The sequence below is a fragment of the Flavihumibacter stibioxidans genome (assembly GCF_014332695.1).
GTDB classification, from domain to species: domain Bacteria; phylum Bacteroidota; class Bacteroidia; order Chitinophagales; family Chitinophagaceae; genus Flavihumibacter; species Flavihumibacter stibioxidans.
On the sequence record NZ_MBUA01000012.1, the window covers coordinates 550,991 to 565,863 of the forward strand.

Genomic DNA, 14,873 nt, shown 5'->3' on the forward strand with positions numbered 1-14,873 from the left:
GACCAGGTAAACCATTTCCAAAACAATGGCCGAAACGGATGCGGGTCTTTCACACTGAAAAAGGTCAGGGAATGAGTCCTTCCGGCAGAAGACTTTTTTATTCAATGACCATCCTGAACCGCTTCGCCTGTTCGCGGAGTATCTTTTCAACTTCTGTTTCCAGGGTCTGTTCTTTGGCTCCTGCCTTCCTTGATCTTTCGGCGGAGATGAAGGACTCCCTTTTCAGATTCAATGATCCGATTTCCTTTTGAATCTTATTTCGTTCGGCTGATACGTTCTGGATGTATTGCTTCAACTCTGCCCGTGATTTATTCCGTAGAGGTTCAGGCAAAGTTTTCATATCGACTTTTGATGCAAAACCCTGGTCAGCCTCCTGTGCATCCACCAGATCCCAGTTGTCATTCCTGTAGAGTTCCTTCTTACCTTTTACTGCCACTCGTTTGGCGGCAACTGATTTGTTCATGCTGTAATTCATCACGTCGGCTTCCATCTGTTTGGATTTGCTTTCTTCGCCTTTTGCACCATAACTGATGTAGGTATCATTAAGCTGTTGATTCAGTTTGAACAACTGGTCATCATAGGGTGTAGCGATATCATCTATAACAGCATTGGAATTGATATAAGTAAAACTCCCATTGCCACATTCCGCCCCAAGATTCCAGTGCTCGCGAATACCCTGAAGGCGGTCACCACAGTAGATGGTATTGACAATAACACCCTTTTGTTTGGCAATATTGCATGCCTTGGTGAAAGGCACAGAACCTTGCAGAAAATCTTCATTCCCTGCAATAAAAATCACTTTGTATAGGTCCTTACCTGCATCCCACTGCAAGTCTGACAAGGAAGTGTACATAACCTGACCGCAGTACTCATCGCCACCGTTGGTGGTTAACCGAAATAAATTCTTTGACACCTGGTCAAGGTCCCGCGTAAAACCATTGACCTGCTCCACATATCCCAATCGCGCATTATTCGAACTGCGGCCATATTCATAGAGCGCAATCTCTATCTGCGGAGTGGCTCCGTCACAACGGGCTTTTCCCAGTACACTCACCATGTTCCACAGTTGTGCTTTTGCCTGTTCAATGAGGCCATCCATACTGTTGGACACATCCAGCAAAACGGCCACCTGTATCTTTGTTTTTGAAGCGGAAGAAGCGAAGGCATTTGGTGTTTGATTTGCGGCAGGCGTTTCGGAGGATACGGGATTTTTTAAGGAGGCGGTCCAAATGGAACCTTCAGGATCATCTTGAGCAGGAGTGGCTGGTTCTTTAACAGTCGGTGATTCTGCCGGATTTTCCGGCACCGGGGGCCTTGAAGAAAGCCGGGGCACTGGATGCTTTGCCAATACCTTTTCAATGAATACAGATTGATTTTTTAGGAAAGCTGTCAGGGCCACAGCGGCCAGGATGATTCCCCCGATGACAGCCGGTTTGAGTGGTGTGGGCATGGTGATGGTTTTCAGGCTGAGATGCAGTAGCCGGAAACTTTTCACACTCACCCGAAAGCTTTCGGTTTGTTTTAACAATACCATTCACTTCTTTCATATTGTCGTTCCCGGCGCTTAAACTTACCATGTTTACCACATCCCAACCATTTCAACTGTACCCCAACCAAATTTTGATTTTCTTTGAGCAAATGAAAAAGTTAGTTAAACAGATTTTCAAAATAGTTCTGGTAACGATGCTGCTTGCAGCCGCTGCATTTGGCGGACTTCTCTGGACTGGCATTATCTGGAGATCGCCGGCTTATTATACTGTTGCTTCGCAGCAGGAATTTGTTGTCCCCATCATGAATATGCAGGCCTATGACAGTCTCGGCAATCACCCAAGACCATATATCTACCAGATCAATGCAGGCAAAGGAAGTGTGTATGTATTGGGCATTGAACACACTAAGGATATAAAAAAATCCGCAGATTGACAGCATCCGGAGAATCTGGACAACTTACAGACCCGATATCGCTTTTGTTGAAGGCAGACTGGGTTTCCTTTTCGGCGGTTTACAGGAACCGGTGGAGCACTACGGTGAAGGCGGGGAGACGGTGCGGCTGGCAAAAAAAGACAGGGTTCCATTTTACACCTGGGAGCCGGAAAAAAATGCCGAGATCAACCTTATGACCAGGAAATTCACTCCCAGGCAGGTCGCGATTTTCTATTCCCTTCGCCCCTACTTCAGTAATTTCCGTTTTGGGAAACCCGCGAACCCGGATGAAAAAATGCAGGAATATATAAATAGCAGAACCAACTATGATGGCATACGCGCGCAGATCAGCGATGTAGCGGCCATCGACAGTTTCTGGAAAGCAGAATTTCCGGGGGCAAAGGACTGGCGTGACAACAGCGATGAGTACGGCTGGCCCAAAGGCTGGCTTTCAGAAATCTTTGACTATTCCAACCAGGCAAGGGATATCCATATGTGTGCTGCCATTATTGAAACCGTACGGGCAGGTAAAAAAGTTTTCCTGACAATGGGCTCAAGTCATGCGTTCAGGATTGAGCAAACCCTGAAGCATGCCTTGAAATAAACTTAACCAACAGCAAATCCTTTATGTATCGATGAAATTGAATGCATTTCCCGCACCGGCTCATTCCCCGCTGGTTATATATTTTGACTGCTGTATGGCTGGGACTGATAAGAGTTTAGCGATCCCTGCAATACTCAGGAAATAAACCGGATACCCCAGGTGTTTAATGAGCGCTACTCCCGTCTGCCGGTGCCGGTGCGTGACACCACCAATGCCATCGAACAGGAGGAATAGTACCATCAACCAGGTAAATATCCAGTAAAGTCGTTTATAGTGTTATTATTCATGACTTATACTTTAAAGATCTTTACGATAATTATTGACTCATCCTGCTCATATCCATATACAACTGGTTCCAGCGGTGACCATCGGGATCAGCGAAGCCAAAACCATACATCCAGCCCTGGCTTTCTGCTGGCGGACTGAACACATTTCCACCGGCTGCTGCCACTTTTTTTGCCATCTCGTCAACTGCCTCCCGACTTTCACCATCGAAAGAGAGAAGCACTTCGGTGCCGCGACTGGTATCAGCGAGTTCATTGGCAGCGAAGCCTTTAAACAGGGAGTCTGCAAACAGCATCACTACTATACCTTTTCTTCCAACTACCATACAGGCAGAATCATTGCCATTGCACCGCTCTTCATTGAAGGAAAATCCGATTTGGCGGAAAAATTCTTTTGACCTGGCGACATTTTTTACCGGCAGGTTGATCCAGATTTCATTTACCATAACGATCAGGTTTATGATCCAAATCTACCTACAATCAGCCGGCAGAGGCCTGTGCAAATGCGACAAAACAAGGGGGCAAAATTTCACCCGTCGGGTGGCACCCGACGGGTGAACAGTGTTCAGTGTTGACCTAATGTTAAACAGGATAAAAACTGATTTATGTCACTCATAACACGGGCTGAATTGCTTTTCTTTGTATCAAACAGTTACACTATGAACATCAATATTCAAACGCTTGATTTTACAGCAAAAGACGATCTGAACGAATTTATAAAGGAGAAAGTAGCCAGACTGGGTCGTTATCTGGATAATATCATCAGTTATGAAATCACACTTCGTATTGATAAATCCGCCACGAATGATAACAAAATATCAGATATCCGCCTGGTGATTCCGGGAAATGACTTGTTGGCCAGTTCAAGAGCTGAAACTTTTGAGAAAGCAACAGCCCAGGCAGTTGACGCATTGGAAAAACAGATTGAGAAACGTAAGTCTAAAGACAGTTACTAGGATAAACAATTGCAAACAAAAGGCTGCTTCATTTTCAGGGGCAGCCTTTTGTGTTAAAAGAAATTAAGCGGTTAGTATTTCCTGTCCTTACTCAGTATGGCACGAATAAGCTTTTCATAAGCAATAGCATGCGACATCATGCCGATATCATTTGGGTGCACACCGTCAACCGTGCCGTCCTGGGTTAGATTGATCTGCGCAGAACTCAGATGATAGATATTGTCTACACCAGCAGTTTTCATGGTATTATAAGTATTGAGGGTAATCAGACTAACAGACCTGAACAATTCCTGACGCGAACTATCCATAAAATGGGCTGCTGTTCCACCACTGTGTTCCGTAAGGATGATGGGGACTCCTGGCCTGCGTGAACGTAAAACTTTCACCGCATGGCGGATTTTGTTTTTGAGGTCACTGCCATCCGGACCTGAAGAAGTTGTAAGATTGGGAATGCAATCCAGCACATAAACAGCAGCGTCTATTTCGGCCAACAGATGCAGAACCGAATCTTCCAGTCGTCCATTTCCGGAAAAACCAAGGTTTATAACGGTCTTACCTAAGCGACGTTCAAGGATATTTGTCCAGGCCAGTCCGGGTCTGCTGGCGCATCCGCCCTGTGCGATGGAAGTTCCGTAGACCACCACCGGTTTTTCTAAAGTTGCCGGTAGCGGCTGGAACAAATTACTTTCGGGAACCCCTACCTGCAGCCATTTTACGGAATTATATAAAGGAAGGTACAGGTGAAAATCAGCCTCCTTTCCAGACCACCGGAGATTGGAAAAAGTATATATTATGGTATCTCCAAACCGGAAGTTTCCGGGGGCCCAGTTCCAGTTTCCAGATGCATCCCTGGCATAGAGGTCTATGCCGCTGACCCCGGTGGCAGGCATGTGGTTCATAGCCAGGGCGCCATTCACTGCATAGCGGACAACAATATATTTCGCATCTGACCTGAAACGGACAAATAGTCCGGCTGATTGCCGCGAAAGACTCCAGACTTCTTTTCTGACCATCGCTTCCGCCTTTGCCGGCAAGCGATCATATGGGGATTCCAACCCGCTTGTCCAGCCACGGCCACCAATGGCACCAGTTGATTCGGTAAGTGGGTCCCACCATTTGAGTGCGGTGGGCACCTGGGCCTGCAGGCCGAAACCAGCCACCAGCAGAACCAATGTAGTAAGCAAGTAGTTGTGAACCCGTTCCATATTTAAAATATATATGATTCCATTTCAAACAGCTCTTCACCCGTCGGGTGCCACCCGACGGGTGAAGAGTTTGCGGGCCTCGTTGTCGTCGTAATGATCGATCAGTTGAAGCAGTCGGCTTCGCATTTGTTGGGTGATCTTTTCGTATCCCTTTTTACCAAAGAGATTATTCATCTCGGCGGGATCACGCTGCAGATCATACAACTCCCAGGCCTCCACCCTTTTATAAAAACGGATCAGTTTGTAACGGCTGGTGCGTATTCCGAAATGAGGAGAAACACTGTGCTCCCCATTTTCATAATAGTGATAGTACATCGCATCCTGACCGGCGCCCTTCTGACCGGTGAGTACCGGCAGGAATGAACGTCCCTGCATGTCCGCCGGAACTGGAAGTCCAGCTGCACGAAGCAGGGTTGGACCGATATCAGTATTCATCACAAACTGGTTCACCTTTGTTCCGGGTTTTATTTTTCCCGGATAACGCATAACCATGGGTGTTCGGAATGACTCCTCATACATAAAACGTTTATCGAACCAGCCATGTTCCCCCAGGTAAAATCCCTGATCGCTCAGGTAAATGACAATGGTGTTTTGGGTGAGCTGTTTTTTATCGAGGTAGTCCATCAAGCGGCCTATATTACGGTCCATGGATGCTGCCGTGCTGAGGTAATCTCTCATATATCGCTGGAATTTCCATTCCGTTAGTGCCTTCCCGGAAAGATTCCGGTTTTTCAGGTCTTCTTCCACTGTTCTGTAATAATCCTCAAATTTCTTGCGTTGTGCAGGGTTCATCCTTTTCACAAAGCCCTGGCCGTCTTTACCAAAGGAGGACATTTTCAGGTCATAATCCATCCGCATGTTTTTTTCGATGGTCATGTCCTGGACAGCTGCGGCAGAACGGCCGGCATAATTGTCGTAAAAATTGGCCGGCAACGGAAAATTCACCTGGTCAAACAGTCCAAGGTCTGACGTATCCGGCATCCATGTGCGGTGGGTGGCCTTGTGTCCGACAACCAGGCAAAAAGGTTTTGAAGCATCACGACCATCGAGAAAATCTTCTGCGATATCGGTGATGATATTGGTGGCATATCCCTCGATTCTTTCTGTTCCGCCCTTCACAAGGAAATCCGGGTTATAATATTGTCCCTGCCCGGGCAACACTTTCCAGAAATCAAAACCCTGAGGATCAGAATGCAGGTGATATTTTCCTACCCAGGCGGTCTGGTAACCACCTGACCGTAATTGTTTGATGAAAGAATCCTGGCTGGCATCGAAAACAGAATTTTCATTGTCTTTAAAGCCATTCTTGTGACTGTATTTACCTGTCAGGATGGCTGCCCTGGAAGGCCCGCAGATACTGTTGTTGACGTAGGCCTTATTGAAAACTGCCCCCTCTTTGGCGATCCGGTCAATACCGGGAGTAGGCATCAGTTTGCTTCCGTATGCACCAATGGCCTGGAAGGCGTGGTCATCGGAAATAATCAATACAATATTCGGACGCTGTTGATTTGACCGCTGGGCTGCTGTGGACGATTGCGCCAGTGATGCCGCGGGGATCAAAGCCAGTGGTAACCATATTGCCGATATCAGGGTGAACTTTTGAATGCTACACATCTGGAATTGTTTTTTTAACGCGTCTGACGTGCGTCTGACGTACGTCAGACGCACGTCAGACGCCTACCTAACGCACCTGGTCGTAAATCAGTTTTGATAGCTGCGCCAGGGCAGCGGAGGCCTTGCCATGGTCGGCAAAACCCCTGGAAAGCAATACTACTACATATTTCCGGCCATCGGGCAGGTACACTATGCCCGAATCGTGCGCAATTTTGGTGATGGACCCACTCTTGGTGGCGGTTTTCACATTTGCAGGTAACAGGGCCGGGATGATATCCCTGAAATACTGATCCTGCAGAATGCGGATCATCTCCGCACAGGCAGATTTGCTGACAAAACTGCCATTGGCCAGTTGTTCAAATACCAGCATCAGGTCATAAGAATTGGTGGTATTGTTCATGCCGGCCTGGTAAGCTTTATTATCTTCCACACCCCGCAACACCTGTATCTTATTAGCACCCAGTTCCTTCATGGTGGACATCACATTCCTGGCACCCACGAGGTCGATGATGATATTGGTCGCCAGGTTACTGCTTTTCGTGATCATGCGGTGCAGGCTATCATAGATGGTGAGCTCCTTCCCGACCAGTGTATACAATTCCTGTTCACTGTCATCCGCAGGACTCAGACTATATGAGCTTCCATCCACAATACTGGCGAAACTGTTCTTTACCACTATTTTATCATGAATAGAAAACTTACCCGCAGCTGCCTGTTTATAGGTTTCCATCAGCACAGGTGTTTTCATGGTGCTGGCTGCATGAAACATCTCCAGTTCATTTACAAAAAACTGCTGCCCGGTGCCCAGGTCCTTGAAGGCCACGGCAAAGGATGCTTCGGGGTATTTACTGGTCTCGGCATTGATAGCCTTGCGCAATGCAACCGTATCCATCTTTTTATCTTTAATCGGAGTCAGCTCCAGTTCGTTAAAATCCAGTTGCGAAGCGGGGTCTGTCACTTTCAGCCTGACCCGGTCAATACTGCCATCAGCATTCAGGGCATAAGACAGATAGGCTTCAGTCGGAAGTCCCATGCCCCTGAAACTGGCGATAAAATTATTGTACTGAAAATAGCTGAGGTCGGCCACGAAATGTTCGGAATTATCAAACCGCAACACCAGTCCGCCTCCTTCAATGCCAACAGTAGCCCTGCCCAGCATGGGTTCCATGAACTGCCCCGCATATTTTTCCAATGGCAGGGAAGGCTTGTCGCCCAATGCTTTTTCCACTTCTACCTTTTTCCGTTGTGCCAGGGCTCTGGCCACGGCAGAATCCTGTATCTTTTTATAACCTCCCAGCCAGTCGAAGGCCGGATTACCCATATAATAATCCAGTATCTGGTAGATGATGGACCAGTAGGCCCCTGCGGATGCCTGGTTGGTCAGTACCACCACACCCAGGTTCAGGTCGGGCACCATGGCGATCTGCGAAACAAATCCCGACAAAGCACCACCATGACCAATCACTTTGTATTTACCATAATTGTAGGCGCGGAAACCGGAAGCATAGCCCCAAAAATCAGACTGGGCAGGTTTGATCGCAGCATCCACTTTACTGATGGGCATGGGACGGATGATCTTCCAGAGATCGGCAGTAGCGGCGGGAGTCAGTACTCTCTCCTTCAGCGGGGTGCGGCCCGAATCAAGCTGGGTGATCAGCCAGTTAGCCATATCGGCAGCATTGGACACGATGCCGCCCGCAGGGTTACCCGCATCGCCGATATTCTGATCCATAAATTTCTCCACCACCCTGACATCGTTGTAAGAACGGGCATGTGCAAACGAAAAATTCTTTTTCTTTTGCAGGTCGGAATAGCGGGATATACTTTCCCTCATGCCCACTTTTTTAAAGATGCGTTCCTGCACAAAATCTTCCCAACTCATTCCTGAAACCGAAGCCACCAGTTCGCCGGCGGCCACATAGAGAATATTATCATAGGCATACACAGTCCTGAAATCATACCGGAGCGGGATCTGCGGCAGCCTGGACAGAATTTCCCTCCTGCTGAAGGTGGCAGGCGGGAAGAGCATGATATCCCCTGCATAGGCCGGCAAACCACTGTGATGAACAAGCAGGTCGCGCACAGTCATGCTGGCTGTTACATAGGGATCACTCATTTTAAACCAGGGCAGGTGTTGAATCACCTTATCCTCCCAGCTGATCTTGCCATCTTCCACCAGCAGGGCCAGGGAGGTTGCGGTAAATGCCTTGCTGTTGGATGCAATCAGGAAAAGGGTCTGGTCATCTACCGGATCACTGGTACCCAAACGTTTCACGCCGTAGCCTTTGGACAGCAATACTTTTCCATCCTTAACGATGGCCACCCCAACCCCGGGCACATTAAAACCCTGCAGCACTTTTGAAATATAGGCATCCAGTCCGGGTGGCAATGAAGCGTTTCTCTGCGCCCGGGCAACAAAAACAAGGAAGGATAACAAAACAGCAGGTATCAGAAGCTTAACATATTTCATTCCGATATTTTAAATTCATCAAATGAGTTTTTTTAAGCACGCCCAGGGACTTTCTGCAGTCCGGCTCTTTTCGAGTAAGCCATACCGTTAGATATTCTAAAACGCCATTCACCTGTCGGCTTCCACTGCTCCCAGTTCTGCCGCACTGATGTAATTATCCTCCACAGATGTTTTGCCGATAAATTTGAAATAGCGGCAGCTAACCGGTGCAGGCAGACTTACCATCTGTTCAATGGGATTGGCTTTTATATTGGAGAATTCGCCTGTTGCCACGGTCTGCCATTGAATACCATCGCTGCTGACCTGCCATTCATAATTTGCCACAATACCCCAGGCTCCGTTTAGCCGCGGAAGATAGGTAAATGCACGAATGTTTTTTGCCGCTCCCATATCTACCACAATTTCCTGCGGCGGTGCTTTCATCTCCCTTTCACTATCCCAGGTATGCCAGATAGTGTTGGGGTCGCCGTCAATGGCATTTTTGGCAGCGCCGGTACTCATCCTGCTTTCATAAGAAACGGAATGGATGGTCCAGCCTTTCTTGTCAAGCCCACCTGTTGCCTTCCAATGGGAATAACTCACCTCCGGTAACTGGTCCGGCTCCTTAAACACACCGATTTCACTGATGGCCAGGCAAACCGGGGATTGCAGCACACGCAGGCGGACCGACTCCGTTGTTATAAATTCCTTCAACCTCACCAGCCGGTTGGAGCCGATGCTGCTTGCCTGCGCAACCTCCTTCCATTGCCCATCTATGCGGGCATCAATCGCGACCTTTTCTATGCGTTGTCCCAGTTGGATATTTTCCCTTATCCTGATGATATTAAACTTCACCGGCTTTTTCCATTCCAATACCAGGTCAGCAGATGTTACCTGATCGTCTGTTGCCCAATAGGAATAGCGGTCATCATCCACCAGTTTCTTCACACCGAAGAGAGCCCTTTTATTTCCACGTATATTGCTCACCAATAGTTTGGCTGTTTTGGCAAGATCCATGCTAAAAGTTTCCTTCAGCAGCCTCCCAAAGGCACTGAGCGATTCCACATCATTGTCATGCAGTAACCCTCGCTTGTCTGGCGACAGTCCGAGGTCGAGGGCAGCGCCACGGCCTACACTTTTAAAATAGAGATCAAAGAGCTGTGCCGGAGTTTTCACCCTTTTGTCCTGGTCGGGGTGATAAAACCATCCCGGCCTCAGTGGAACATCGCATTCAGCCGGCTTCCAGTAAGCCCCATTCCGGGTGCCTTCCGGTGATTTCCAGTATTTCATTTCACCGGGCACAGCCACGGTTTTACCTTCAACAGGTTCAGGCGTGAATGTTGCCCAGGAGGTTTCAGCCGCGTGTCCTTCTTCGTTGCCGACCCAGCGCACATCACCCATGTCGCTGAAGATCACCGCACCGGGCTGCATCTGTCGTACAATATTCCAGGTGGTATCCCAGCCATAATAAGAAGTACGGTCTATATTTCTTTTTTCGCGGGCGCCGCCATAATAGCCGTCACCGCCATTCGCGCCGTCGAACCAGGTAATAAAAAGTTTACCATAGCGGGAATACAATTCTTTGAGTTGCTCCCGGTAGGCTTTCACATATTCATGGGTTCCGTAAGCCGGAAAATTCCTGTCCCACGGTGAGCAATAAACGCCGAACTGCATACCATTCTTCCTGGCGGCCTGTTCAAATTCCTTTACCATATCACCATTGCCATTCTTCCATGGACTTTTGCTGATATTATAGGCTGTTGTTCTGGTGGGCCAGAGGGCGAAACCGTCATGATGTTTGGCAACAAAAATGAGCCCTTTGAAACCGCCGGCAGCAGCGGCATCGGCAATCTGCTGCGCATTGAACTGCGAGGGATTAAAGATCCCGGGATCAGCATCACCATAACCCCATTCCTTGTTTTCGAAGGTAGTGGGTGTAAAATGGATCAGCACATACATTTCCAGTTCATGCCAGTTCAACTGGTTTTGTGCCGGAAGGGCGCCGTATGGTTGTGGAAAAAGCGATTGGCTATTCTGCGAAAATCCATCTGTTGCAAGGCTGCCCAGCAAAACAAGGGCAAAATATCTGATGGTGTTTTTTATCATGGCGTAGACTTGAAAACCAAATATCCTTCAAAATTCCCCCGTCGCCCTCCTGCATTTAGCCGGAACATGCCAGAATTTTCACCTCATTTCTTATACAGCTTCAAGGCATCCTTATAGCGGCTGACAAGTGCTTTACGGAGGGCTGAAGGTTCCAGCACTTTCACCCGGTCGCCCAGTTGCAGCAATGCTTCCACCAGGTCCTGGTTTACCAGCAACCGCAGTTCCACCTGCAGGCAGTCCTTACCCGATTTCACTTTTTTCTGTGTTGCATGCAGGGGCAATTCGGCCAGAACCCTGTCAGCAGGCGGATACAATTCCAGCACAATTTTCTCCGGTTTGCCGTCTTCCAGTCCGGCACCGATCATGAACCGGGATATCATATCGGAAGGGAAATCCTTATCGGGCTGGTAAGTTTCCTGCAATAATTCGAGGTTGCTGATACGGCTGAGCTCATAAGTCCGGATTTTCCCATTCCTGGCCACCATCCCCGCGAGAAACCAGTTTCCACGGTATTCCTTTAACAGGTATGGGTTAAGGATATACTCCTTCCCTGGCTGGCCGGAATGATTTTCCAGTATAAAGCGCACCTGCTTCCGGTCAACAATTGCCCTGAAAAGAGGCTGTAGTGCATGCATTCCCCTTTCCTCACTACCACGCTCAAATGAAACTGCCAATCTTTCTTCCGGTGAAGCTGCCAGTAACATGCGGGCAAAGCCGGTCCAGGCATTATGGCCGCAAAAGCGCATAAAATCTTCCAGAACAGGTTTGGCCGCATCGGCCACCGAGTATATATTCCTGGAAGCATCGTAGCTGATATGAATGCCGTACTCTTCGCGCAATTCTTCCAGTGCCCGCTGGAAGGTTCGCAGGCTGATATCCATTCCCGCTTCTCTCAGGGCGGACAATAACTGATCCCGGTTTTTACCTTCCCCTTCCAGCAGGTTGCTGACAAGGGTCTGGTATTGCCGGATTTTTTCCTGGAAAGTCATCTGGCTGGGTTTAGATTGAAATCTACTTAAAAAAAACCATGATCGGATCACCCGAACCTTTAACGGCAACAATTGTTGCAATACCTTAAATTGAAAACCAGGTTCATTATGACAGCAAAACCACTGGCGGTTACAGGATTCATTGCCATGCTGGCCGTCATTGCCATCAATGCCATGGCCGTATTACTTCCCCTGAATAATATGAGTACGGGAGCTATTTCCGACCTGTATCCCAACCTGTTTGTTCCGGCCGGATTCACCTTCAGCATCTGGTCGTTAATCTATATCCTGCTGCTGATGTTTAACATTTACCAGGTGCTCATCGCATCGGGAAAAGTGCTGAATCCACTGGCCCCGGCCGGCCGGGGAAGTTCCGAAATCCAGATGTCCGTACTGCGCCTGTTCCTGCTAACCTGCATACTGAATATCAGCTGGATATTCCTTTGGCATTATCTACAGATTCGGTTGTCCGTTATCATTATGCTTCTTTTCCTTGTATCCCTGATCGCCCTGCACAGGAAGCTGCTTGCACTGAAAAACATCAGTGCCGGCCAGCAATTATTTATCCGCCTGCCGGTTAGTGTGTATCTGGGCTGGATCAGTGTGGCCACCATCGCCAATATTACGGCATGGCTGGTATCAGAAAGCTGGAGTGGGTGGGGCATTCAACCTGAAACCTGGAGCAGCGGGATGATTATTACTGCCACCCTGCTGGGAGTACTGGCGCTCATCAAATGGCGGGATCTTGCCTATACGGGGGTAATTTCCTGGGCTCTGTACGGCATCTACTCCAAACAACATGACCATGCCCTGGTGGCCAAAACGGCTACGGCAGGCATGGTCATATTACTTGCGGGAATAGTGTTTACTTTCTTAAAAAAGCGGGCTGCTAAATCATGAGCCCCGCTGCGCGCCACCAGTTAATTTGGTCTGGCGGCTCTGGGACTTGGAATTGGCTTTACCTTTTGCACCACCGGCCTGGATGCCAAGTTTCACGGTTTGCTGAGCATTCTTCTTTTTATCCTTACTATTCTTATTGTTGTTGAGAATTGACATATTAACTCCTCTGTATTACGTGATTAATGCTGTAAGTTAGCTAATTCACGGGTTTCAGACACCCAATATTTTCGCGTCTATCCGGTACTTCGAGGTAATTTCGATGTTAATGTCTTCATTCAGGATCTTATCGGTAGTTACCCGCGTACGGATGTTATAAGTGCCTTTTTTAATGTATTGTTCCAGTTCCACTTTCTCCGTCGTCAGGCGAATCGTATTGGTTACATTATCTGCAATGGCATTGGCAAATGCGACCTTTTTCTCAGGCAAACCATCGGCAGAAATATAAATTTCGATATCCTTCAGGAAATCAAACGTGCGGCCGGAAGGCGAAGAAATAACCAGTTTCAGTTCATCCAGCATCACAGATTCAATCATGTCGATCCGCGAATTGTTCATGGTCATTTCCTTTTCGGCCACAGAGTTTACGGGTGGTGTGCTGACATCAAAAGGAAGCAGGGTGGCGGCTCCCGCGGAAATGGTCATGCTGGATTTGTCGGTTATGGTAAACTGGGTAAGTTTATCAACTTTGTCGCAGGAAACAAGGAATAATGCAAAGAGGGACAGGGTAGCAATGAATTGTTTCATGGTTTTCTATTGGGTGGATAATAATCGAAGATAACGTTTGAACGGATTTTTTAGTGTCCGGGGAAATTGATAATTATCACCACAGCATGCCCAATCCCCCTTTTACCTTTGCAAGGGTTAATATTGTTTTCAAGGCTTGCTGGACTTACCGATGTATCCCCCTTTCGGGTGAATCCTAACGGGAACAGGCATTTCAGCGGCCGGTTATTGATCAATACCTCCAGAGCATGGCCTGTTCTTTTTCCGCGAATTAAGCAATTCCGGTCGGCAATGAGACAGCCTTTTATTATACTTTTATAATATGCGTTAATAATTGCATCAAATAACCAACTTATAAAATTGCCATTAAACAATGCTAAAACACCAGGGAGTAAGGCGAACGCACATCCATAATGTCAGGCTGGCGGTACTATTAAGTCTTACAGCCGGATTCGTGAACAGCGAGGGATTTCTTGGATTCTCTGTTTTAACCACCAATGTAACAGGTCATGCAGCCCTGTTTGCCGAATATATTTCCATTGAAGCATGGACAACCTCCTGGTTGATCGCTACCTGGATGCTTCTGTTTTTAGCCGGCGCATTTGTTTCAAGCTTTATCATTGATGTGATCGGTAAAAATCAACGGTATTCAAAAACTATTCCTGTAAGTCTTGAGTTTTTGATACTTGTTATCATTGGGTTCCTCGGGCATCAATATACCACGAGTGATACAGTCCGGCATATATTTGCTGGCAGTTTGTTGTTTGCGATGGGCATGCAGAATGCATTGGTATCTATGATTTCGAAATCTGTTGTGCGCACTACCCACTTAACGGGAACCTTTACAGACCTGGGCATCGAACTGGCGCAGTTGAAATTTATTCAATCCGAGAAAAAATCTGAATTAAAATCCCGTATATGGCTCAGGGTATTTATAATCAGTTCATTTATTGCGGGAGCATTACTGGGCGCCTTTGCTTTCAGGAAATTATTCTACCATTCCTTTTTCATACCCGCAGGCATTTTGATTTTCGCCTTAATATATGATGTAGTAAGGATTAAGGCAAAGCGCTATTACCGAAAAATTGAGCATAGAATAAAAGGAAGCGCCAGTTAATGC

Annotated in this window: 15 protein-coding genes; 5 read left to right on the forward strand and 10 right to left on the reverse strand. The window is 47.6% G+C overall.

Annotation, left to right across the window (positions count from 1 at the left end; translation table 11 throughout):
• Positions 1 to 97 precede the first annotated feature (97 nt).
• Entirely contained in the window at positions 98 to 1,534 is a 1,437-nt protein-coding gene (locus tag BC349_RS09575; protein ID WP_187256513.1) for a hypothetical protein, read from the reverse strand.
• A gap of 104 nt (positions 1,535 to 1,638) precedes the next feature.
• On the opposite strand from BC349_RS09575, the gene BC349_RS09580 reads away from it, so the two are divergent.
• Both BC349_RS09580 and BC349_RS09585 read left to right on the forward strand, forming a co-directional pair.
• The gene (locus BC349_RS09580) at positions 1,639 to 1,923 is read left to right on the forward strand and encodes a hypothetical protein (protein WP_187256514.1); all 285 of its coding nucleotides are present in this window, start codon (positions 1,639 to 1,641) and stop codon (positions 1,921 to 1,923) included.
• Between the two features lie 91 nt (positions 1,924 to 2,014).
• The gene (locus BC349_RS09585) at positions 2,015 to 2,527 is read left to right on the forward strand and encodes a hypothetical protein (RefSeq protein WP_187256515.1); all 513 of its coding nucleotides are present in this window, start codon (positions 2,015 to 2,017) and stop codon (positions 2,525 to 2,527) included.
• A gap of 60 nt (positions 2,528 to 2,587) precedes the next feature.
• Here BC349_RS09585 and BC349_RS09590 read toward each other — a convergent pair whose 3' ends face one another.
• Entirely contained in the window at positions 2,588 to 2,767 is a 180-nt protein-coding gene (locus tag BC349_RS09590) for a hypothetical protein (RefSeq protein ID WP_187256516.1), read from the reverse strand.
• A 76-nt stretch (positions 2,768 to 2,843) separates the two neighbouring features.
• Positions 2,844 to 3,257 carry a VOC family protein gene (locus BC349_RS09595; protein ID WP_187256517.1) on the reverse strand — a complete coding sequence of 138 codons (414 nt, stop codon included), beginning with the start codon at positions 3,255 to 3,257 and terminating at the stop codon, positions 2,844 to 2,846.
• Between the two features lie 159 nt (positions 3,258 to 3,416).
• On the opposite strand from BC349_RS09595, the gene hpf reads away from it, so the two are divergent.
• A complete protein-coding gene (hpf, locus tag BC349_RS09600) occupies positions 3,417 to 3,767 on the forward strand; it encodes a ribosome hibernation-promoting factor, HPF/YfiA family (protein WP_222840130.1) in 351 nt (116 codons plus the stop codon).
• Positions 3,768 to 3,838: 71 nt separating this feature from the next.
• On the opposite strand, the gene BC349_RS09605 is transcribed toward hpf, so the two are convergent.
• The 5 genes from BC349_RS09605 to BC349_RS09625 form a co-directional block, all read right to left on the reverse strand.
• Positions 3,839 to 4,972: an SGNH/GDSL hydrolase family protein gene (locus BC349_RS09605; RefSeq protein WP_187256518.1), complete on the reverse strand. Its 1,134-nt coding sequence runs from the start codon at positions 4,970 to 4,972 to the stop codon at positions 3,839 to 3,841.
• 36 nt (positions 4,973 to 5,008) lie between these two features.
• Positions 5,009 to 6,586, reverse strand: a complete 1,578-nt coding sequence (locus tag BC349_RS09610; protein WP_187256519.1) for a sulfatase family protein — start codon at positions 6,584 to 6,586, stop codon at positions 5,009 to 5,011.
• A 67-nt stretch (positions 6,587 to 6,653) separates the two neighbouring features.
• A complete protein-coding gene (locus BC349_RS09615) occupies positions 6,654 to 9,056 on the reverse strand; it encodes a serine hydrolase (RefSeq protein WP_187256520.1) in 2,403 nt (800 codons plus the stop codon).
• Positions 9,057 to 9,164: 108 nt separating this feature from the next.
• Positions 9,165 to 11,141, reverse strand: a complete 1,977-nt coding sequence (locus BC349_RS09620; RefSeq protein WP_187256521.1) for an alpha-L-fucosidase — start codon at positions 11,139 to 11,141, stop codon at positions 9,165 to 9,167.
• Between the two features lie 83 nt (positions 11,142 to 11,224).
• Entirely contained in the window at positions 11,225 to 12,130 is a 906-nt protein-coding gene (locus BC349_RS09625) for a helix-turn-helix transcriptional regulator (protein WP_187256522.1), read from the reverse strand.
• A 108-nt stretch (positions 12,131 to 12,238) separates the two neighbouring features.
• Here BC349_RS09625 and BC349_RS09630 point away from each other — a divergent pair, with 108 nt between their 5' ends.
• On the forward strand, positions 12,239 to 13,030 hold the full coding sequence (locus tag BC349_RS09630) for a TspO/MBR family protein (RefSeq protein ID WP_187256523.1): 792 nt from the start codon (positions 12,239 to 12,241) through the stop codon (positions 13,028 to 13,030).
• On the opposite strand, the gene BC349_RS09635 is transcribed toward BC349_RS09630, so the two are convergent.
• On the reverse strand, positions 13,025 to 13,186 hold the full coding sequence (locus tag BC349_RS09635; RefSeq protein ID WP_187256524.1) for a hypothetical protein: 162 nt from the start codon (positions 13,184 to 13,186) through the stop codon (positions 13,025 to 13,027). The genes BC349_RS09630 and BC349_RS09635 overlap by 6 nt on opposite strands.
• Before the next feature lie 54 nt (positions 13,187 to 13,240).
• Positions 13,241 to 13,774 (reverse strand): hypothetical protein, encoded by a 534-nt coding sequence (locus BC349_RS09640; protein ID WP_187256525.1) that lies wholly within the window; start codon positions 13,772 to 13,774, stop codon positions 13,241 to 13,243.
• 352 nt (positions 13,775 to 14,126) lie between these two features.
• Between BC349_RS09640 and BC349_RS09645 the strand changes: the two genes are divergently transcribed.
• On the forward strand, positions 14,127 to 14,870 hold the full coding sequence (locus BC349_RS09645; protein WP_187256526.1) for a YoaK family protein: 744 nt from the start codon (positions 14,127 to 14,129) through the stop codon (positions 14,868 to 14,870).
• Positions 14,871 to 14,873: the final 3 nt, after the last annotated feature.